This window comes from Salegentibacter flavus (assembly GCF_900115145.1).
Lineage (GTDB): Bacteria > Bacteroidota > Bacteroidia > Flavobacteriales > Flavobacteriaceae > Salegentibacter > Salegentibacter flavus.
This window is the reverse complement of record NZ_FOVL01000001.1, coordinates 263911-282061: the sequence shown is the minus strand read 5'-3', so window position 1 is coordinate 282061 and position 18151 is coordinate 263911. Positions and strand designations below refer to the sequence as shown.

Sequence of the window (18151 nt, the reverse complement as noted above, 5' to 3'; positions counted from 1 at the left end):
CTCACTGTTAAATGAGGCTTTTTCTAATATATTAAGGATCAATTATCTTTTGTCCACAGGTTGGAACTCACGGTGAGTATGGCCGGTATAGATCTGTCTTGGACGGCCTATAGGCTCTTTATTTAATCTCATCTCTCTCCACTGAGCAATCCAACCCGGAAGTCTGCCTAGAGCAAACATTACGGTGAACATCTCTACAGGAATTCCTAAAGCACGATAGATAATTCCTGAATAGAAATCTACGTTAGGATATAATTTTCTATCTACAAAGTATGGATCTTCCAGGGCTTCTTTTTCAAGACCTTTGGCGATATCCAATATAGGATCTTCAACACCTAACTGACCAAGCACTTCATCTGCAGATTTTTTGATGATCTTAGCACGTGGATCGAAGTTTTTGTACACACGGTGTCCAAAGCCCATAAGTCTGAAAGGATCATCCTTATCTTTAGCCTTAGCCATAAATTTCTTGGTATCTCCACCATCCTCTTTAATTTTTTCAAGCATTTCTATAACCGCCTGGTTAGCTCCACCGTGAAGTGGGCCCCAAAGTGCTGAAATACCTGCTGAAATAGATGCGAACAGTCCGGCGTGAGAAGAACCTACCATTCTTACAGTAGAAGTAGAACAGTTTTGCTCGTGATCGGCGTGAAGGATTAATAATTTATCCAAAGCATCAATCACTGATTGATTTACTTCATACTTTTTGCCCGGTTTTTCGAACATCATTTTATGAAGGTTTTCTACATAACCAAGAGAATCATCTCCGTAGTTAAGTGGAAGGCTGGTTTTCTTTCTTAAGGTCCAGGCTGCAAGAACCGGAAATTTACCAAGAATCTTAACAATAGCATTATACATATCCTGTTCAGAAGAAACATCAACGCAGGATGGGTTGAAGGCTACAAGAGCACTTGTAAGTGAAGAAAGCACTCCCATGGGGTGTGCAGCTTTAGGAAATCCGTCCAGGATCTTCTTCATTTCCTCATCTACGGTAGACTGCTCTTTGATATCATCGTAAAACTTCTCTAATTGCTCTTTAGAAGGAAGGTCTCCAAAAATAAGCAGATAAGCTACCTCCAGAAAATCAGCTTTTTCGGCCAAATCTTCTATTGCATAACCTCTGTATCTCAAAATACCTTTTTCTCCATCCAGAAACGTAATTCCGCTTTCGCAGCTTCCGGTGTTTTTATAGCCTGGATCCAGGGTTATAACCCCGCTTTCACCACGCAAACTTTTAATATTTATACCAAGTTCATTCTCGGTTCCTTCTACGACGGGAAATTCATATCTCTTACCGTCTATTTCAAGTGTAGCTACTTTTGACATATCTTTTATAATATACTTAATTAAACATATTTTCGATAGTCGCTAAGTTACAAATTATAGCCTTAAAAAATGTATTATGCAGGCATAAGATTTGATGAAAAACCACTAATAATCTATTTTTCTAAGAAATAATTTAAATAAAAAAAGTCTTTTGATTTTTCATCAAAAGGCTTTCAAAATTATCTTCTAAATCGAACTAGATCTTAAAGGCTTTTCGTTGCGGAAAATATGCTACTTCTCCTAGCTCTTCCTCTATCCTGATCAATTGATTATATTTCGCCATACGATCACTTCTAGAGGCTGAACCGGTCTTGATCTGGCCTGTATTAAGGGCAACAGCAAGATCGGCAATGGTATTATCTTCGGTTTCTCCTGAACGGTGAGACATTACAGAAGTATACCCGGCATTATGCGCCATATTTACTGCTGAAATGGTTTCAGTAAGCGTACCAATCTGATTAACCTTAATAAGGATAGAATTGGCGATACCTTCCTCAATTCCTCTACTAAGACGTTCTACATTGGTTACAAAAAGGTCATCGCCTACAAGCTGAACTTTATCACCAATTAGATCGGTAAGGGCTTTCCAGCCTTCCCAGTCATTTTCATCCATTCCATCTTCAATAGAAATAATAGGATATTTAGAGGCCAGTTCTGCAAGATATTCAGCCTGTTCCTGGCTCGATCTGATCTTCCCTGAATCTCCTTCGAATTTTTTATAATCGTATTTTCCGTTTTCATAGAATTCGGCAGCGGCACAATCAAGAGCGATCATAACTTCATCTCCTCCTTTATAACCGGCCTTCTCAATTGCTTCCAGAATAGTATCCAAAGCATCTTCGGTACCGTCCAGAGTGGGCGCGAAACCACCTTCATCTCCAACTGCGGTGCTTAAACCTCTATCGTGAAGTACTTTTTTAAGATTGTGGAAGATCTCTGTTCCCATTTTAAGAGCTGCAGAAAAACTTTCGGCCTTTACCGGCATCACCATAAATTCCTGGAATGCGATTGGCGAATCACTATGCGAACCACCGTTAATAATATTCATCATTGGCACAGGAAGCGTTTTGGCACTTACCCCTCCAATATATCTGTATAATGGAAGTCCAAGTTCATTAGCAGCTGCCTTGGCTACTGCCAGAGAGACTCCTAAAATAGCATTCGCGCCAAGCTTTCCTTTATTTGGAGTGCCATCGAGCTCAATCATCGCCTGATCAATAAGATTTTGTTCAAAAACAGAGAATCCAAGTAGCCTTTCCGCAATAACGTCATTTACATTTTCAATGGCTTTACTAACGCCCTTCCCCATAAAGTCCTTACCGCCATCACGAAGCTCTACGGCCTCATGCTCTCCGGTAGAGGCACCTGATGGAACAGCAAATCTTCCAATAGTTCCGGTTTCAGTTATTACATCTACCTCTACGGTAGGGTTTCCTCTTGAATCAAATATCTGACGGGCGTGAATATCTATAATTGCACTCATAGTCTGTTTCTTTTTAGTTATTTTATGAAGTACGCAAGATACAAATAGCCAGCTTAAAACACGAGTGAAACCGGTAGTTTTAAGCCATTTATAACATTAGTTATTAACGAAATCGTTTTCTTTACGGTAACGAAGAGAACAAAATTTTGTCTTATTTCCAGTTTAATGCTTTAAAAATAAAAAAGATCAGAATCTGATAACTCTGATCTTTTAATCTTTTATTTATTAAAGATTTGCCTAAAACCAAATTAAAAAAAGCATTTCTAAAATTTAGCAGATATATTTTAAAATAGAAGTTAATACGGAAATCACAATTTTTTTTAATAATTTTCTGAACCAAATGGGTTGTAGTAAAAGCGGACACCCAGGCCAATAGTGGAAGTTAAAGTAGAACGAACATAGGCATCTTGCGCTGAAAATTCCATAGTATCCCAAACATTATTGGCATCTACCAAAGTATAATGAAGAGAAAGACCAAACCAGTATTTTGAGGTAATTTGCAAACCTTCAAAACCAATGAAAGCTCCAAAATGAAGTATTAATCTTGGACTCCTGGCCCTCTTTTAAACTTATATATCTATTATTATTGCCACTATACTCGAGATAAGCTGCTTCACCATTGAGTCTGCCAATGTGATATTTCGGAGAGAAGGTAAAGTAAGCGTCTTCTTCGCCAAATTTTAGTTTAGGATTCAGAGTTAATACTGAAAATGTAAATCGCTGCCTTAAGAGTCCTTCGCTTAAATTATCCACGAATACACTTTCATCAAATACACTTCTTTCCTGAAGTGCCCCTCCTCCATAATCAAACCCGATTTCCGGAGCAAATAATTTGAGCTGATAAATTTGAGTACCTACCGATAATTTTATAAAACCATTATTCTCAAAAGAAGTATGCCGGTACATTTCCAACCCGCCATAAAAAACAGGATGTTTTTGGGCCTGGATTTCCGAAATACAGAGAAATAAAAGACTGAAAAAAATTAGTTTGAAAGACGCCATCCTAATCTTAAACCAATAAGTGGAGAGAAAAAAGATTCACCAGATTCATTAAAACCGTAACCAGCCCCTAAATTGAGGTCTAATTTAAAACCACCTCCATAATAACGCTGTAAACCCCATACCGGGCCAATCGCTCCAAAATAACCTTCATTATATTCTAAATCTCCAATTATAGGTTTTCCTGCCTGAACAGCTCCGCTCAAAGCAATATAATTAGCACTGTTATTATTTATATTTTTTCCTTTTTCCAGGCGTTTTTCTAAGTTATAATAATAGCGATATTGAACATTAAAAATAGGATATACACCAAAACCTTCATCGAAGCTGTTCTTTCTATAAGCAAAGCCGGTGCCTGCCCTTAAATCTAAAGTACTTGAATTTGTGAGACCGAACTCATATTCCAAACCGGGAGTTAAGATGTTTATAGATAAAAGTCCGTCTTCAACCGAAGCCTGACCTTGTGCATTGATGAAAGAAAATGATAAAAAGCAAAAGCTAAGTAGTAATAGTTTCTTCATTGATGAGTTTTGATTGGGATGAATTGAGATCGCAATTTAGAATAAAATAAGTCTTAATACAGAAAAAGCCCAAAATTTAAAGATTCTGGGCTTTTTATTTATTTTTTATAGAAAATTATTAAACTTTCGCTCCTTTTATTCTGTCCAGAAATTCATCAAATAAATAGCTCGCATCGTGTGGACCGGGACTTGCTTCAGGATGGTACTGTACCGAGAAACAATTTTTGTTTTTCATCGCAATTCCACCAATGGTATCGTCATTAATGCACATATGGGTTATTTCCACATCGGGATGAGCTTCAGTTTCTGCTTTATCCACAGAGAATCCGTGGTTTTGAGAGGTAATCTCTCCTTTTCCTGTTTTAAGGTTCAGGACAGGGTGATTAATTCCACGGTGACCGTGATGCATCTTATAGGTTTTAATTCCATTTGCGATGGCTATAACCTGGTGACCAAGACAAATTCCGAAAAGAGGATGATCTTTTTCTAAAATAGATTTTGTAAGACTAATTGCATCTTTCAATGGTTGCGGATCTCCGGGACCATTAGAAAGGAAATAACCATCCGGATTCCATTCCTTCATTTCTTCATAAGTAGCGTTATACGGATATACTTTTACATATACATCCCTATCGGCCAGGTTGCGAAGGATATTTTTCTTAATCCCGATATCTAAGGCAGCTACGCGGTAAGTAGCGTTTTCACTTCCGAAGTAATATGGTTCTTTGGTAGAAACCTTGGAGGCAAGTTCCAGACCATTCATATCAGGTACTTTCTCAAGCTCTTTTTTCAGTCCCTCAATATTATCCACATCGGTAGAAATAATGGCGTTCATAGCTCCTTTTTCCCTGATGTAGGTTACCAGCGCACGTGTATCTACATCAGAGATGCCAAAGATGCCACTTTCCTCGAGAAAAGTCTCCAGAGAAGCATCGGCTGCCGGACGAGAATAGGTATAGTTGAAATTCTTGCAAATAAGTCCGGCAATCTTTGCTTTGTCAGATTCATTATCTTCTTTGGCGGTTCCGTAATTTCCTATATGAACATTGGTGGTTACCATTAATTGTCCAAAGTAAGAGGGATCGGTAAATATCTCCTGATAACCGGTCATCCCGGTATTGAAACAAATCTCGCCGGTGGCGCTTCCATCTTTATCTCCTATAGCCTTTCCGTGAAATATAGTTCCATCGGCCAGAAGAATAATTGCTTTTTTGCGGGTTTGGTACTTCATTGTAACTAATACTTAATTATGTTGTCTTGTGTTGTGCTGTGGGATTTCCTATTTAGATTTCCGTCTTCACGGAAATGACTATTTTCATATTAATATATAAAAAAAGGATAAACCCGAGAGCTTATCCTTTTTAGAATTTATAAGAGAATGAATCATTCTATTCTTCTTTTTTATCTTCTTTAGATGAAGATTTCTCTTCAGTTTTAGTCTCTGCTTTTGGAGCAGCTACCTCAGAAGGTTTTTTCTTACCAGCTCTACGAGTAGATTTTTTCTTCTCTGGTTTGGTAAGGTTATAAGTTTCGTTGTAATCAACTAACTCGATAAGGGCCATATCGGCGTTATCTCCAAGTCGGTTACCAAGTTTAATAACTCTGGTGTAACCTCCCGGGCGATCTCCTACTTTAGGAGCTACCTCACGGAACAATTCCGCAACAGCTTCTTTTTGACGAAGTTTACTAAAAACAATTCTACGATTGTGTGTAGTATCTTCTTTAGACTTCGTTACCAAAGGCTCTACAAAAACTTTCAAAGCTTTTGCCTTAGCAACGGTAGTGTTAATTCTCTTGTGCTCAATTAACGAGCAGGCCATATTGGCAAGCATAGACTTTCTGTGAGCGGTCTTTCTCCCTAAATGGTTGATTTTCTTTCCGTGTCTCATTGTTCTGTTCTTTATTCATTTTCCCAAAGCCTGGTCTTCTGCCGGCTTTTATGGAAAACTACTTATATATTAGTCCTTATCTAATTTGTATTTTGAAAGGTCCATCCCAAAGTTTAAACCTTTGTTGCTTACCAACTCTTCTAATTCGGTAAGAGATTTCTTTCCGAAGTTTCTGAATTTCATCAGATCGTTTTTGTTGTAAGAAACAAGGTCTCCAAGGGTGTCAACCTCTGCTGCTTTCAGGCAATTTAGTGCTCTAACCGAAAGATCCATATCTACCAACTTGGTTTTAAGCAACTGTCTCATATGAAGAGATTCTTCATCATAAGTTTCAGTTTGTGCTATTTCATCTGCTTCAAGCGTGATACGCTCGTCAGAGAATAGCATAAAGTGGTGAATAAGGGTTTTTGCAGCTTCGGTAAGTGCATCTTTAGGGTGAATAGAACCGTCGCTTACGATCTCAAAAACCAGTTTTTCGTAGTCGGTTTTTTGTTCTACACGATAGTTTTCAATGCTATACTTTACGTTTTTAATTGGCGTAAAGATAGAATCTGTGAAAATAGTTCCTAAAGGAGCATTTGCTTTTTTATTTTCTTCTGCCGGAACATAGCCTCTGCCCTTTTCAACAGTGACTTCCATATTCAAATTAACCTTTTTGTCAAGGTTACAGATCACAAGATCCGGATTTAACACCTGGAAACCAGAGATAAATTTTTGGAAATGACCCGCAGTAAGTTGATCTTCACCTGAAACAGAAATTGTAACGGCTTCGTTATCTATTTCATCAATTTGCCTTTTAAACCTTACTTGCTTCAGGTTTAGGATAATTTCTGTTACGTCTTCTACTACGCCTGGGATAGCAGAGAATTCGTGATCTACGCCTTCGATACGAATCGAAGTGATTGCGAATCCTTCCAGTGAAGATAATAACACTCTTCTTAAAGCGTTACCAACGGTTAATCCATAGCCAGGTTCCAAAGGGCGAAATTCGAATTTCCCCTCGAAATCTGTAGAATCAATCATTATAACTTTATCGGGCTTTTGAAAATTTAGTATTGCCATATTACGACTTCTGTGAATTATTATTTCGAATATAATTCGACGATGAATTGTTCATTTATATTTTCCGGGATCTGAATACGTCCTGGTACAGAAACAAAAGTTCCTTGTTTTGTTTCGTTGTTCCAGGTAATCCATTCATAAACACTGCTGGAATTAGCAAGTGACTCCTGGATGGCCTGAAGGGATTTAGATTTTTCGCGAACACCAACTACATCACCAGCTTTCAACTGGTAAGAAGGAATGTTTACAAATTCACCGTTCACGGTTATATGCCTGTGAGAAACCAATTGTCTCGCAGCTCTTCTTGAAGGGGCAACACCCATTCTAAAAACTACGTTATCTAAACGGGATTCACATAATTGTAAAAGCACCTCCCCGGTAATTCCCTGGGAACGGGTAGCCTTTTTGAACATATTACTGAATTGACGCTCTAAAATACCATAGGTATATTTAGCTTTTTGCTTCTCCATTAACTGGATAGCATATTCTGATTTTTTTCCGCGACGACGGGTGTTACCGTGTTGACCTGGAGGATAATTTCTTTTCTCGAAAGATTTATCATCCCCGAAAATAGCTTCTCCGAATTTACGGGCTATTTTAGTTTGTGGACCTGTATATCTTGCCATTAAATTTAAATTTGGAAGAGAGGGATTATGAATTAAGGCATTTCTCCTTCGATAATCTTAACTCCTCTCTCAATTATTATAATTTTTATTAAACTCTACGTCTTTTAGGAGGACGACATCCGTTGTGTGGTAATGGAGTAACATCGATTATTTCGGTTACCTCAATCCCACTGTTATGAATAGAACGGATAGCAGATTCTCTACCATTTCCGGGTCCTTTTACATAAACCTTTACTTTACGCATACCAGCTTCGTGTGCCACTTTAGATGCGTCTTCTGCAGCCAATTGGGCAGCATAAGGAGTGTTCTTCTTAGAACCCCTGAAACCCATTTTACCAGCAGATGACCAGCTAATAACATCACCGTTCTTATTGGTTAAAGACACAATAATGTTATTAAAAGAAGCAGTAACATGCGCCTGTCCGTTAGACTCAACAGTTACTTTACGTTTTTTTTGAGTTGTCTTCTTTGCCATATTACTTACTATTTAGTTGCTTTTTTCTTGTTAGCAACTGTTTTTCTTCTACCTTTTCTCGTTCTCGAGTTATTTTTGGTACGTTGACCTCTCAAAGGTAAACCGGTTCTGTGACGGATCCCTCTGTAGCACCCGATATCCATAAGGCGCTTAATACTTATTTGAACTTCAGTACGTAATTCTCCTTCGATTGTATAATTACCAACAGCTTCACGAATACGACCAATCTCTTCGTCGTCCCAGTCTGAAACTTTTGTACTTTCATCTACTTTGGCTTCGGCCAGGATTTGTTGCGCCCTGCTCTTGCCAATTCCGAAGATATAGGTCAATGCTATAACTCCTCGCTTTTGTTTTGGTATATCAACCCCTGCAATTCTTGCCATAATTAGCCTTGTCTTTGTTTAAATCTAGGATTCTTTTTGTTAATTACGTAAAGCCTGCCTTTTCTGCGCACAATTTTGCACTCGGCACTTCTCTTCTTTATTGATGCTCTAACTTTCATCTCTTTAGGTTTTTGTGCTCCCGGCAAGCGATACAAAAAATTCGCATCCAGGATATTCAGCTATCAAATTTTTTCAGGTTGCAAAAGTACTGAAAATTTTATAAATAGCTCAAATTACTTTTAATATCTGTAAGTTATGCGAGCCTTACTTAAATCGTAAGGACTCATTTCCAGTTTAACTTTATCTCCGGGCAACAGCTTGATATAGTGCATACGCATTTTACCCGAAATATGTGCAGTCACTACGTGACCGTTTTCCAATTCCACCCTAAACATCGCATTAGACAATGCTTCAATGATGGTTCCGTCTTGCTCTATCGCTGGTTGTTTTGCCATAATTAAGCTACTGCTTTTCTGTTTTTACCTGTTTTCATCAATCCGTCATAATGCCTGTTAAGCAAATATGAATTCACCTGCTGCATAGTATCTATCGCAACTCCAACCATAATAAGCAGCGAGGTCCCTCCAAAGAACAATGCCCATCCTGCTTGTATTCCTAATAAAGACTCAACTATAGCAGGGAACACCGCAATAATAGCCAGGAATACCGATCCAGGGAGAGTGATTTGAGACATGATTCGGTCTAAAAAGTCAGCCGTTTCGCTTCCAGGACGAATCCCGGGAATAAACCCACCGCTGCGTTTAAGATCATCAGCCATTTTATTGGTAGGCACGGTAATCGCCGTATAGAAGTAAGTAAACACTATAATCAATAGTGCAAAAACCACATTATACCAAAAACCGAACATATCGCTAAAAGCGGCTGTTACTCCCTGTGCAGCTTCAGAATCTGAAAGACCAGCAACTGCTGCAGGAATAAACATAATAGCCTGGGCAAAGATAATTGGCATCACCCCTGAAGCATTAAGCTTAAGCGGAATGTATTGTCTTGACCCAAACACATTTTTCTCATAACCACCGGAAGCGGTTCTTCGGGCATACTGAACCGGGATCTGACGCACAGCCATCACCAGCATTACAGAAGCAAGAATTATCGCGAACCAGATCACTAATTCGATAAGGATCATAATTAAACCACCATTAGACTCAAATACTCTGGAAGCGAATTCCTGAATAAACGCCAGTGGCAAGGTCGCAATGATACCTACCATAATTAATAATGAAATACCATTACCAATACCCTTATCTGTAATTTTCTCACCTAACCACATAGCGAAAATACACCCTGTGGTAAGAATAATTACCGATGCCGTTACAAAAGTAACAGTATCTCCTAAAAGGAAAGCGCTTGATGGCAGGGTTGAAAAAAGGTTATAAATATAACCCGGACCCTGAACAAGAGTGATAGCTATAGTAAGCCACCTGGTAATCTGATTGATTTTTCTTCTACCGCTTTCGCCTTCTTTTTGTAGTTTTTGCAGGTAAGGAATCGCAATTCCCATAAGCTGCACTACAATAGAAGCAGAGATATAAGGCATAATCCCTAAGGCAAACACCGAAGCATTCGAAAACGCTCCCCCGGTAAATGCATTAAGGAGGCCTAAAATACCTCCTTCAGTTTGACTTGACAGGTTTGCGAGCTGCGAAGCATCTATTCCTGGCAGCACTACCTGCGCTCCAAAACGGTATACTAATAATAGACCGAGGGTTACTAAAATTCTGTTTTTTAGTTCCTCAATCTTCCAAATATTCTTAATAGTATTGATGAATTTCATTGGGCTATCTATTATAAAGTAACAACTTCACCTCCGGCAGCTTCAATAGCTTCTTTAGCTGAGGCTGTAAATTTATGAACAGATATTTTCAACTTTGCTTTTAATTCACCTCTTCCTAATATCTTAACAAGCTCGTTTCTTCCGGCAAGGCCGTTTTCAACCAAAACGTCCATATCTACGGTTTCTTTGATTCTACCTTCATCAACAAGACGTTGAAGGGTGTCCAAATTAATACCTTGATATTCTTTACGATTCCTATTACTGAAACCAAATTTTGGTACCCGGCGTTGAAGCGGCATTTGCCCACCTTCAAAACCAATCTTCTTGGAGTAACCAGAACGCGATTTAGCACCTTTGTGACCTCGGGTAGCAGTACCACCTTTTCCAGATCCTTCTCCACGGCCTACGCGCTTGCTGTTACTTTTAACTGAACCCTTTGCAGGTCTTAAGTTATTTAATTCCATGTGTGAACCTCTTATTTTGTTTCTTCTACAGAAACCAGATGTTTAACTTTATTTACCATACCAAGGATGTTTGGCGTATTGTTGTGCTCAACAGTTTGACCCATTTTCTTAAGGCCAAGCGCTTCTAAAGTCAGCTTTTGATTTTTAGAACGGTTGATCGCACTTCTCACTTTTGTAACTCTAATCTTTCCCATCTCTGTCCTTGATTTATCCTTTAAAAACCTTTTCTAACGAAATACCACGTTGTTTAGCTACAGTATCGGCACTACGTAATTGCAGTAATGCATCAAAAGTAGCTTTTACTACGTTATGAGGATTTGAAGAGCCCTGGTTCTTAGAAAGTACATCATGTACTCCAACCGCCTCCAATACGGCACGAATTGCACCACCGGCAATAATACCAGTACCGTTTGATGCTGGAAGCAACAAAACTCTGGCTCCACCGTATTTACCTTTTTGTTCGTGAGGTAAAGTTCCTTTATGCAAAGGGATTCGAACTAAATTCTTTTTAGCATCTTCTACACCTTTGGAAATAGCGTCGGCAACTTCTTTAGATTTCCCTAAACCTTGCCCAACAACGCCATTCTCATCTCCTACTACTACAATAGCAGAAAACCCAAAAGCTCTACCACCTTTTGTAACTTTAGTAACACGCTGTACTCCTACCAAACGGTCTTTTAATTCAAGCCCGCCCGGTTTTACATGCTCTACGTTTTTATAATCTTGATACATAATTTTTCTAGAATTTTAGGCCTCCTTCGCGAGCACCATCGGCTAATGATTTAACTCTTCCGTGATATAGATATCCACCTCTGTCAAATGAAATGGTTTCCACACCGGCTTTCTTAGCTTTTTCAGCAAGGTTTTTTCCAACAAGCTCTGCTTGTTTAGATTTATCTCCTTCTGCTGAAATATCCTTATCTCTTGAGGAAGCCGCAGCAATGGTTTTTCCTTCTACGTCATCTATAATCTGAGCATAAATCTCTTTATTACTTCTGAATACAGATAATCTTGGTCGGCTTGCGGTACCCGTAATCGATTTACGTACACGCTTCCTGATCTTATTTCTTCTATCTTGTTTTGAAACTGCCATATCTAAACTTTATTAAGCTGATTTACCTGCTTTTCTACGTAATTGCTCTCCAACAAACTTAATACCTTTACCTTTATAAGGTTCTGGTGCTCTAAAGCTTCGTATTTTAGCGGCAACCTGACCCACAAGTTGTTTATCGTAAGAAGTTAGTTTCACGATAGGGTTTTTACCCTTATCTGAAACTGTTTCCACTTTAACTTCGGGAGCCAAATCTATTACAATATTATGAGAGTACCCAACGGCGATATCTAATTTTTGCCCCTGGTTGCTGGCGCGGTATCCTACCCCTACCAACTCAAGAGTTTTAGTATAACCAGTTGTAACACCTTCAATCATATTGTCTACCAAAGCACGGTAAAGACCATGCTTGGCTTTTTGTTCACTTTTCTCTGAAGAACGTTCGAAAGTGATCACGCCATCTTCGATTTTCACCTCGATGCCTTTGATCTCCTGCTTAAGCTCTCCAAGCTTTCCTTTTACCGTAACAAATCCATCCTTGTAATCTACAGTTACACCTTCAGGAATTGTAATTGGGCTTTTACCTATTCTTGACATTTCTTTAGTCTTTTATTAGTAAACGTAACACAATACTTCACCACCAACTTTATCGGCTTTGGCCTGCTTACCAGTCATTACCCCGTGAGAGGTAGATATGATAGCAATTCCCAATCCATTAAGGATACGAGGAAGTTCATTGGCGCCGGCATACTTACGTAAACCGGGTTTACTTATTCTCTGGATATCTTTAATTACAGGCTCTTTGGTAATCTTGTCATACTTAAGGGCGATTTTAATCACTCCCTGAGCAGTAGAATCATCGAACTTGTAACTTAGGATATAACCCTGATCGAATAATATTTTAGTGATTTCTTTCTTAAGATTAGAAGCCGGGATCTCCACAATTCTGTGGTTTGCCGCAACGGCATTTCTAATTCTTGTTAAATAATCTGCAATAGGATCTGTATTCATCTATTCTAATTTGCGGCTGTGGTTTTCATTCTGAAAACAGGATGAACCTTCAACCAATTTATAATTTTACCAACTAGCTTTTCTCACCCCTGGAATAAGACCTTGATTGGCCATTTCCCTGAACATTACTCGCGATAGTCCAAATTGTCTCATGTACCCTTTAGGTCTTCCTGTTAGTTTACAACGGTTGTGCAAACGTACGGGAGAAGCGTTTTTTGGTAATTTTTGCAATGCTTCGTAATCGCCGGCTTCTTTAAGAGCCTTACGTTTCTCAGCATATTTCTTTACCATTTCCTGCCTTTTTACCTCACGGGCTTTCATTGATTCTTTAGCCATAATTAATTCTTTTTAAAGGGTAATCCCAGTTCGGTTAACAATGATTTTGCTTCCTTATCGGTTTTTGCTGTAGTAACAAAAGTGATATCCATCCCTGCAATGCGGTTTACCTTGTCAATATCAATTTCCGGAAAAATGATCTGCTCGGTAATCCCCAGGTTGTAATTCCCTCTTCCATCAAAACCGTTGGCTTTAATTCCGCTGAAATCACGAACTCGTGGCAATGCAGAAGTTATAAGTCTGTCTAAGAATTCATACATTCTATATCCTCGCAAAGTAACTTTAGCGCCAATTGGCATTCCTTTACGAAGTTTGAACGAAGCAACATCCTTTTTAGAAATGGTTTGTATCGCTTTTTGACCAGAAATAGAAGAAAGTTCTTCTACTGCGTGATCAACAAGTTTTTTATCGGCAACAGCTGCACCAACTCCACGGCTAATAACTATTTTTTCAAGTTTTGGAATCTCCATTACGTTGGAGTAGCTGAATTCTTCTCTAAGTGCAGGTTTAATTCTGTCATTAAATTCTGCTTTAAGTCTTGGTACGTATGCCATAACTAAATTACTTCATTAGATTTTTTAGAAAATCTCACTTTCTTTCCATCCTCTTCTCTATAACCAACTCTGGTAGTTTCACCATTCTTGTCTATTAGAGACAGGTTGGAAATATTGATAGGAGCTTCTTTCTTTACAATTCCACCTTGTGGGTTAGAAGCGCTTGGCTTCTCATGTTTAGAGATAGTATTCACCCCTTCCACAATGGCTTTATTTTTATCAATCAATACCTTTTGTACTTTACCTTCCTGACCTTTGTGATCTCCGGCAATTACTCTTACGGTATCTCCTGTTTTTATCTTAAGCTTTCTCATTTTTTTAAATGTATTAAAGCACTTCTGGTGCCAATGATACAATTTTCATGAATTGCTTATCACGAAGTTCTCTCGCCACCGGGCCAAATACACGGGTACCGCGCATCTCTCCGGTTGGGTTCAACAATACACAAGCGTTATCATCAAAACGAATGTAAGATCCGTCCGGCCTGCGTACTTCCTTCCTGGTACGAACAACTACTGCTGTTGAAACTGCACCCTTTTTAATGTTTCCGTTAGGTGTAGCTTCTTTTACGCTGACAACTATCTTGTCTCCAACAGAAGCGTATCTTTTCTTTGTACCTCCTAATACACGAATGGCCAATACTTCTTTAGCCCCGGTATTGTCTGCTACTTTTAGTCTAGACTCTTGTTGTACCATAATTACTTCGCTCTTTCAATTATTTCTACTAATCTCCAACATTTCGATTTACTCAAAGGTCTTGTTTCCATGATCTTTACAGTATCTCCTTCGTTGCAGTCGTTTTGCTCGTCGTGCGCTACGTATTTCTTCGTTTTTAAAACGAATTTTCCATACATAGGGTGTTTTACTTTCTTAACTTCAGAAACCACAATAGACTTCTGCATTTTATTACTGGTAACAACACCTATACGTTCTTTTCTTAAATTTCTTTTTTCCATGTTCAGCAGAATAACATTTATTGTTGTTCTCTTTTAGTTAACTCTGTAGCAAGTCTCGCTATGTCTCTTCTTACAGCTCTAAGCTGGATTGGGTTCTCTAATGGCGAAACTGCGTGAGCCATTTTTAAATCTGAATATGCTTTTCTAGATTTATCAAGCTCCTCTTGTAATTCTGCCACAGAAAATTCTTTTACTTCTGATTGTTTCATAACATTTAAATATTAAGCCTGATAATCTCTAGCTACAATAAACTTAGTTTTTACAGGAAGTTTTTGTGCTGCAAGACGAAGGGCTTCTTTAGCCACGTCCATTGGCACCCCACCAATTTCAAATAGGATTCTTCCTGGTCTTACAACAGCTGCCCAGTATTCAACGGCACCTTTACCTTTACCCATACGCACCTCAAGAGGCTTCTTAGTGATAGGCTTGTCCGGGAAAATCTTGATCCAAAGCGCACCTTCCCTTTTCATATAACGAGTAGCAGCAATACGCGCTGCCTCGATTTGACGGGCGGTTACAAAACTAGAGTCCATAGATTTTATCCCAAAGGTTCCATTAGAAAGACGATGACCTCTTTGAGACATCCCCTTCATACGGCCTTTCTGTTGCTTACGGTATTTTGTTCTTTTAGGTTGTAACATTTTTTCTTTACTTTAAAAAATTACTTTCTACGACGTGATTTGTTACCACCCCGACCGGCTCCAGGCTTTCCACCTTGCTTTTTGGCCAGGCCAACTAGCGGGGAAAGTTCTCTTTTACCGTAAACTTCGCCTTTCATGATCCATACTTTAATACCCAGTCTACCGTAGGTAGTGTGAGCTTCAACTAAAGCATAGTCAATATCGGCCCTAAAAGTAGACAATGGAATTCTACCATCTTTGTACGATTCTGAACGTGCCATTTCAGCACCGTTTAAACGACCGGAGATCTCAATTTTGATTCCTTCAGCGTTCATTCTCATAGCAGCCGCGACAGCCATTTTTATTGCACGACGGTAAGAGATACGATTCTCAATTTGTCTTGCAACACTTGATGCTACTAAATGAGCGTCAAGTTCTGGCCTCTTAATCTCAAAGATGTTGATTTGAACTTCCTTGTCTGTGATCTTCTTTAGCTCTTCTTTAAGCTTGTCTACCTCCTGGCCACCTTTACCGATAATGATACCGGGTCTGGCAGTGGTGATAGTAACGGTTACAAGCTTAAGGGTACGCTCTATAATTACCCTTGATACACTCGCTTTAGAGAGACGAGCATGGATATATTTTCTAATCTTATCGTCTTCGGCTAACTTGTCGCCGTAGTCATTTCCTCCGTACCAGTTGGATTCCCATCCTCTGATAATACCAAGGCGATTCCCGATTGGATTTGTCTTTTGTCCCATACTCTTACTTAGCTTTGTGTATTATTGTTTTCTCCAAGCACCAAAGTAACGTGGTTGGATCTTTTTCTAATTCGGTGTGCCCGACCCTGTGGTGCAGGACGCAGCCTCTTAAGCATTGCTCCTCCATCTACACGAATCTCTTTCACAAATAATTCAGCCTCTTCGATGTTTGCATCTTCGTTTTTAGCTTGCCAGTTGGCAACAGCTGAAAGCAAAAGCTTCTCTAAACGATTAGACGCTTCCTTCTGGCTGAATTTTAAAATATGAAGCGCATTTTCTACTTTCTCTCCTCTTACAAGATCCGCAACAAGACGCATCTTTCTGGGGGAAGTAGGGCAGTTATTCAACTTTGCAAACGCCACCTGCTTGTTGGCTTCTTTTATTTGCTCTGCTCTTTCTCTTTTACGAACTCCCATAGCTTCAATTATTTTTTACCTTTATTTTTCGCACCTGCATGCCCTCTAAAAGAACGTGTTGGTGAAAATTCTCCTAATTTATGACCTACCATGTTCTCGGTTACATAAACTGGAACAAATTGTTTCCCGTTATGAACCGCGATAGTTTGCCCAACAAAATCCGGAGTAATCATAGATGCGCGAGACCAGGTCTTGATCACGGCTTTCTTTCCAGACTCAACATTTTGAGCAACCTTCTTATCTAATTTATAGTGAACGTAAGGTCCTTTTTTTAATGAACGTGCCATATCTTATTATTTCTTTCTACGTTCTACAATATATTTATTACTCGCTTTTGTTCTTGAACGGGTTTTAAAACCTTTAGCAGGCAAACCTTTTCTTGAACGTGGGTGACCTCCTGAAGCTCTACCTTCACCACCACCCATTGGGTGATCTACCGGGTTCATAGCAACTGGTCTTGTTCTTGGTCTTCTACCCAACCAACGTTTTCTACCGGCCTTACCAGAGATCTGCAACTGGTGGTCACTGTTTGAAACAGCTCCTATAGTTGCCATACAAGTAGAAAGTACTCTTCTTATCTCTCCGGAAGGAAGCTTGATGGTTGCATATTTACCTTCTCTCGCAAGAAGTTGAGCAAAAGCCCCAGCACTCCTTGCCATAACAGCACCCTGTCCGGCTCTAAGTTCGATGCAGGAAACAATAGTACCAAGAGGAATAAAGCTTAAAGGCATTGCATTTCCAATTTCTGGAGCTGCCACCTCATTGCTTGATACTAAATTCTGCCCAACTTGAAGACCGTTCTGAGCAATAATATACCTCTTCTCGCCATCCTGATAATTCAATAGTGCGATAAAGGCAGTTCTGTTTGGATCGTATTCTATACTTGCAACAGTTGCAGGAATCCCCTGCTTGTCGCGTTTAAAATCGATAACTCGATAACGTCTTTTGTGACCACCACCTTTATAGCGCATGGTCATTTTTCCCTGACTGTTTCTACCACCCGACTTTTTGATCGGAGCCAAAAGGCTTTTCTCCGGCTTGTCAGTAGTAATGGCGTCAAACCCATTTACTACTCTAAAACGCTGCCCAGGTGTGATTGGTTTTAATTTTCTAACTGACATTTTTTCATCTTAAAGATTACTATACAAATCAATAGTTTCACCTTCCGTCACCTGTACCAAAGCTTTTTTGAAAGCGCTGGTTTTACCAGTGATCATCCCAGATTTTGTATATCTGGTTTTACGATCCGGACGGACATTTATAGTACGAACTTTTTCAACTGAAACCCCATATGCAGCTTCCACCGCATTTTTGATCTCAATCTTATTCGCCTTATTGTTTACCACAAAAGCATAACGATTATTTAGCTCGCTATCTGCTGTGGCTTTTTCCGTAATAATGGGTTTTATTAAGATATTCATAA

Annotated in this window: 32 protein-coding genes; all 32 read right to left on the bottom strand. The window is 39.2% G+C overall.

Going from position 1 to position 18151, the window contains the following annotated elements; all coding sequences use genetic code 11:
• Positions 1–42 precede the first annotated feature (42 nt).
• The 32 genes from BM266_RS01395 to rplW all read right to left on the bottom strand — a co-directional run bounded on the left by BM266_RS01395 (position 43) and on the right by rplW (position 18149).
• The gene (locus tag BM266_RS01395; protein ID WP_093404919.1) at positions 43–1326 is read right to left on the bottom strand and encodes a citrate synthase; all 1284 of its coding nucleotides are present in this window, start codon (positions 1324–1326) and stop codon (positions 43–45) included.
• A 196-nt stretch (positions 1327–1522) separates the two neighbouring features.
• Positions 1523–2809, bottom strand: coding sequence for a phosphopyruvate hydratase (gene eno, locus BM266_RS01390; RefSeq protein ID WP_093404916.1), 1287 nt, complete (start codon positions 2807–2809; stop codon positions 1523–1525).
• Between the two features lie 320 nt (positions 2810–3129).
• Positions 3130–3312 carry a hypothetical protein gene (locus BM266_RS01380; RefSeq protein WP_093404912.1) on the bottom strand — a complete coding sequence of 61 codons (183 nt, stop codon included), beginning with the start codon at positions 3310–3312 and terminating at the stop codon, positions 3130–3132.
• Between the two features lie 4 nt (positions 3313–3316).
• Positions 3317–3811 carry a hypothetical protein gene (locus tag BM266_RS01375; RefSeq protein ID WP_093404908.1) on the bottom strand — a complete coding sequence of 165 codons (495 nt, stop codon included), beginning with the start codon at positions 3809–3811 and terminating at the stop codon, positions 3317–3319.
• The gene (locus BM266_RS01370) at positions 3793–4329 is read right to left on the bottom strand and encodes a DUF3575 domain-containing protein (RefSeq protein WP_093404905.1); all 537 of its coding nucleotides are present in this window, start codon (positions 4327–4329) and stop codon (positions 3793–3795) included. The genes BM266_RS01375 and BM266_RS01370 overlap by 19 nt, the downstream gene beginning before the upstream one ends.
• Positions 4330–4447: 118 nt before the next feature.
• Complete coding sequence (gene carA / locus BM266_RS01365) at positions 4448–5560, bottom strand: glutamine-hydrolyzing carbamoyl-phosphate synthase small subunit (protein ID WP_093404903.1); 1113 nt, start codon at positions 5558–5560, stop codon at positions 4448–4450.
• Between the two features lie 157 nt (positions 5561–5717).
• Positions 5718–6218: a 50S ribosomal protein L17 gene (gene rplQ, locus BM266_RS01360; protein WP_093404900.1), complete on the bottom strand. Its 501-nt coding sequence runs from the start codon at positions 6216–6218 to the stop codon at positions 5718–5720.
• A gap of 69 nt (positions 6219–6287) precedes the next feature.
• Positions 6288–7280: a DNA-directed RNA polymerase subunit alpha gene (locus tag BM266_RS01355; RefSeq protein ID WP_093404897.1), complete on the bottom strand. Its 993-nt coding sequence runs from the start codon at positions 7278–7280 to the stop codon at positions 6288–6290.
• 20 nt (positions 7281–7300) lie between these two features.
• Positions 7301–7906: a 30S ribosomal protein S4 gene (gene rpsD, locus BM266_RS01350; RefSeq protein WP_093404895.1), complete on the bottom strand. Its 606-nt coding sequence runs from the start codon at positions 7904–7906 to the stop codon at positions 7301–7303.
• A gap of 88 nt (positions 7907–7994) precedes the next feature.
• Positions 7995–8381, bottom strand: coding sequence for a 30S ribosomal protein S11 (rpsK, locus tag BM266_RS01345; RefSeq protein WP_093404892.1), 387 nt, complete (start codon positions 8379–8381; stop codon positions 7995–7997).
• Positions 8382–8389: 8 nt separating this feature from the next.
• Complete coding sequence (gene rpsM / locus BM266_RS01340) at positions 8390–8764, bottom strand: 30S ribosomal protein S13 (protein ID WP_093404891.1); 375 nt, start codon at positions 8762–8764, stop codon at positions 8390–8392.
• A gap of 2 nt (positions 8765–8766) precedes the next feature.
• Positions 8767–8883, bottom strand: coding sequence for a type B 50S ribosomal protein L36 (ykgO, locus tag BM266_RS01335; RefSeq protein WP_013621733.1), 117 nt, complete (start codon positions 8881–8883; stop codon positions 8767–8769).
• 120 nt (positions 8884–9003) lie between these two features.
• The gene (infA, locus tag BM266_RS01330) at positions 9004–9219 is read right to left on the bottom strand and encodes a translation initiation factor IF-1 (protein WP_013073244.1); all 216 of its coding nucleotides are present in this window, start codon (positions 9217–9219) and stop codon (positions 9004–9006) included.
• Positions 9220–9221: 2 nt separating this feature from the next.
• Positions 9222–10559, bottom strand: a complete 1338-nt coding sequence (secY, locus tag BM266_RS01325; RefSeq protein ID WP_093404888.1) for a preprotein translocase subunit SecY — start codon at positions 10557–10559, stop codon at positions 9222–9224.
• Positions 10560–10570: 11 nt separating this feature from the next.
• Positions 10571–11023, bottom strand: coding sequence for a 50S ribosomal protein L15 (gene rplO, locus BM266_RS01320; RefSeq protein WP_093404885.1), 453 nt, complete (start codon positions 11021–11023; stop codon positions 10571–10573).
• An 11-nt stretch (positions 11024–11034) separates the two neighbouring features.
• Positions 11035–11217 (bottom strand): 50S ribosomal protein L30, encoded by a 183-nt coding sequence (gene rpmD, locus BM266_RS01315; protein ID WP_093404883.1) that lies wholly within the window; start codon positions 11215–11217, stop codon positions 11035–11037.
• Between the two features lie 13 nt (positions 11218–11230).
• Positions 11231–11755 (bottom strand): 30S ribosomal protein S5, encoded by a 525-nt coding sequence (rpsE, locus tag BM266_RS01310; RefSeq protein WP_093404880.1) that lies wholly within the window; start codon positions 11753–11755, stop codon positions 11231–11233.
• A gap of 7 nt (positions 11756–11762) precedes the next feature.
• Positions 11763–12116 (bottom strand): 50S ribosomal protein L18, encoded by a 354-nt coding sequence (gene rplR / locus BM266_RS01305; RefSeq protein WP_093404878.1) that lies wholly within the window; start codon positions 12114–12116, stop codon positions 11763–11765.
• Between the two features lie 12 nt (positions 12117–12128).
• Positions 12129–12671, bottom strand: a complete 543-nt coding sequence (gene rplF, locus BM266_RS01300) for a 50S ribosomal protein L6 (protein WP_093404875.1) — start codon at positions 12669–12671, stop codon at positions 12129–12131.
• A gap of 15 nt (positions 12672–12686) precedes the next feature.
• Positions 12687–13085, bottom strand: coding sequence for a 30S ribosomal protein S8 (gene rpsH / locus BM266_RS01295; RefSeq protein WP_093404873.1), 399 nt, complete (start codon positions 13083–13085; stop codon positions 12687–12689).
• 66 nt (positions 13086–13151) lie between these two features.
• A complete protein-coding gene (gene rpsN, locus BM266_RS01290) occupies positions 13152–13421 on the bottom strand; it encodes a 30S ribosomal protein S14 (protein ID WP_093404870.1) in 270 nt (89 codons plus the stop codon).
• A gap of 2 nt (positions 13422–13423) precedes the next feature.
• Complete coding sequence (gene rplE / locus BM266_RS01285; RefSeq protein WP_093404868.1) at positions 13424–13975, bottom strand: 50S ribosomal protein L5; 552 nt, start codon at positions 13973–13975, stop codon at positions 13424–13426.
• 2 nt (positions 13976–13977) lie between these two features.
• Positions 13978–14289, bottom strand: coding sequence for a 50S ribosomal protein L24 (rplX, locus tag BM266_RS01280; protein WP_093404865.1), 312 nt, complete (start codon positions 14287–14289; stop codon positions 13978–13980).
• Between the two features lie 13 nt (positions 14290–14302).
• Positions 14303–14671, bottom strand: coding sequence for a 50S ribosomal protein L14 (gene rplN, locus BM266_RS01275; protein ID WP_081208845.1), 369 nt, complete (start codon positions 14669–14671; stop codon positions 14303–14305).
• A 2-nt stretch (positions 14672–14673) separates the two neighbouring features.
• Positions 14674–14931, bottom strand: coding sequence for a 30S ribosomal protein S17 (rpsQ, locus tag BM266_RS01270; RefSeq protein WP_093404863.1), 258 nt, complete (start codon positions 14929–14931; stop codon positions 14674–14676).
• 17 nt (positions 14932–14948) lie between these two features.
• Positions 14949–15140: a 50S ribosomal protein L29 gene (gene rpmC, locus BM266_RS01265; RefSeq protein WP_081208841.1), complete on the bottom strand. Its 192-nt coding sequence runs from the start codon at positions 15138–15140 to the stop codon at positions 14949–14951.
• Positions 15141–15152: 12 nt separating this feature from the next.
• A complete protein-coding gene (gene rplP, locus BM266_RS01260) occupies positions 15153–15572 on the bottom strand; it encodes a 50S ribosomal protein L16 (RefSeq protein WP_093404861.1) in 420 nt (139 codons plus the stop codon).
• 20 nt (positions 15573–15592) lie between these two features.
• On the bottom strand, positions 15593–16312 hold the full coding sequence (gene rpsC / locus BM266_RS01255) for a 30S ribosomal protein S3 (RefSeq protein WP_093404860.1): 720 nt from the start codon (positions 16310–16312) through the stop codon (positions 15593–15595).
• Positions 16313–16320: 8 nt separating this feature from the next.
• Positions 16321–16728: a 50S ribosomal protein L22 gene (gene rplV, locus BM266_RS01250; RefSeq protein ID WP_093404857.1), complete on the bottom strand. Its 408-nt coding sequence runs from the start codon at positions 16726–16728 to the stop codon at positions 16321–16323.
• An 8-nt stretch (positions 16729–16736) separates the two neighbouring features.
• Positions 16737–17015, bottom strand: a complete 279-nt coding sequence (gene rpsS, locus BM266_RS01245; protein WP_081208833.1) for a 30S ribosomal protein S19 — start codon at positions 17013–17015, stop codon at positions 16737–16739.
• Positions 17016–17021: 6 nt separating this feature from the next.
• Positions 17022–17849 carry a 50S ribosomal protein L2 gene (gene rplB / locus BM266_RS01240; RefSeq protein ID WP_093404856.1) on the bottom strand — a complete coding sequence of 276 codons (828 nt, stop codon included), beginning with the start codon at positions 17847–17849 and terminating at the stop codon, positions 17022–17024.
• Positions 17850–17858: 9 nt separating this feature from the next.
• Entirely contained in the window at positions 17859–18149 is a 291-nt protein-coding gene (gene rplW, locus BM266_RS01235; RefSeq protein WP_081208829.1) for a 50S ribosomal protein L23, read from the bottom strand.
• Between the last annotated feature and the right edge of the window lie 2 nt (positions 18150–18151).

Coding starts and splice junctions, on each gene's coding strand:
- rplN (WP_081208845.1), bottom strand. CDS start 14,671: ATGGTACAACAAGAGTCTAGACTAAAAGTAGCAGACAATACCGGGGCT.
- rplE (WP_093404868.1), bottom strand. CDS start 13,975: ATGGCATACGTACCAAGACTTAAAGCAGAATTTAATGACAGAATTAAA.
- rpsM (WP_093404891.1), bottom strand. CDS start 8,764: ATGGCAAGAATTGCAGGGGTTGATATACCAAAACAAAAGCGAGGAGTT.
- BM266_RS01355 (WP_093404897.1), bottom strand. CDS start 7,280: ATGGCAATACTAAATTTTCAAAAGCCCGATAAAGTTATAATGATTGAT.
- rplF (WP_093404875.1), bottom strand. CDS start 12,671: ATGTCAAGAATAGGTAAAAGCCCAATTACAATTCCTGAAGGTGTAACT.
- rpsQ (WP_093404863.1), bottom strand. CDS start 14,931: ATGGAAAAAAGAAATTTAAGAAAAGAACGTATAGGTGTTGTTACCAGT.
- rpsH (WP_093404873.1), bottom strand. CDS start 13,085: ATGAATACAGATCCTATTGCAGATTATTTAACAAGAATTAGAAATGCC.
- rplR (WP_093404878.1), bottom strand. CDS start 12,116: ATGGCAGTTTCAAAACAAGATAGAAGAAATAAGATCAGGAAGCGTGTA.
- rpmD (WP_093404883.1), bottom strand. CDS start 11,217: ATGGGAAAGATTAGAGTTACAAAAGTGAGAAGTGCGATCAACCGTTCT.
- rplQ (WP_093404900.1), bottom strand. CDS start 6,218: ATGAGACACGGAAAGAAAATCAACCATTTAGGGAGAAAGACCGCTCAC.
- BM266_RS01375 (WP_093404908.1), bottom strand. CDS start 3,811: ATGGCGTCTTTCAAACTAATTTTTTTCAGTCTTTTATTTCTCTGTATT.
- rpmC (WP_081208841.1), bottom strand. CDS start 15,140: ATGAAACAATCAGAAGTAAAAGAATTTTCTGTGGCAGAATTACAAGAG.
- carA (WP_093404903.1), bottom strand. CDS start 5,560: ATGAAGTACCAAACCCGCAAAAAAGCAATTATTCTTCTGGCCGATGGA.
- BM266_RS01370 (WP_093404905.1), bottom strand. CDS start 4,329: ATGAAGAAACTATTACTACTTAGCTTTTGCTTTTTATCATTTTCTTTC.
- rplV (WP_093404857.1), bottom strand. CDS start 16,728: ATGGGAGTTCGTAAAAGAGAAAGAGCAGAGCAAATAAAAGAAGCCAAC.
- rplX (WP_093404865.1), bottom strand. CDS start 14,289: ATGAGAAAGCTTAAGATAAAAACAGGAGATACCGTAAGAGTAATTGCC.
- rpsD (WP_093404895.1), bottom strand. CDS start 7,906: ATGGCAAGATATACAGGTCCACAAACTAAAATAGCCCGTAAATTCGGA.
- rpsN (WP_093404870.1), bottom strand. CDS start 13,421: ATGGCTAAAGAATCAATGAAAGCCCGTGAGGTAAAAAGGCAGGAAATG.
- BM266_RS01395 (WP_093404919.1), bottom strand. CDS start 1,326: ATGTCAAAAGTAGCTACACTTGAAATAGACGGTAAGAGATATGAATTT.
- rpsC (WP_093404860.1), bottom strand. CDS start 16,312: ATGGGACAAAAGACAAATCCAATCGGGAATCGCCTTGGTATTATCAGA.
- rplW (WP_081208829.1), bottom strand. CDS start 18,149: ATGAATATCTTAATAAAACCCATTATTACGGAAAAAGCCACAGCAGAT.
- rpsK (WP_093404892.1), bottom strand. CDS start 8,381: ATGGCAAAGAAGACAACTCAAAAAAAACGTAAAGTAACTGTTGAGTCT.
- rpsE (WP_093404880.1), bottom strand. CDS start 11,755: ATGTATCAAGATTATAAAAACGTAGAGCATGTAAAACCGGGCGGGCTT.
- rpsS (WP_081208833.1), bottom strand. CDS start 17,015: ATGGCACGTTCATTAAAAAAAGGACCTTACGTTCACTATAAATTAGAT.
- rplP (WP_093404861.1), bottom strand. CDS start 15,572: ATGTTACAACCTAAAAGAACAAAATACCGTAAGCAACAGAAAGGCCGT.
- eno (WP_093404916.1), bottom strand. CDS start 2,809: ATGAGTGCAATTATAGATATTCACGCCCGTCAGATATTTGATTCAAGA.
- ykgO (WP_013621733.1), bottom strand. CDS start 8,883: ATGAAAGTTAGAGCATCAATAAAGAAGAGAAGTGCCGAGTGCAAAATT.
- rplO (WP_093404885.1), bottom strand. CDS start 11,023: ATGGAATTAAATAACTTAAGACCTGCAAAGGGTTCAGTTAAAAGTAAC.
- rplB (WP_093404856.1), bottom strand. CDS start 17,849: ATGTCAGTTAGAAAATTAAAACCAATCACACCTGGGCAGCGTTTTAGA.
- secY (WP_093404888.1), bottom strand. CDS start 10,559: ATGAAATTCATCAATACTATTAAGAATATTTGGAAGATTGAGGAACTA.
- infA (WP_013073244.1), bottom strand. CDS start 9,219: ATGGCAAAACAACCAGCGATAGAGCAAGACGGAACCATCATTGAAGCA.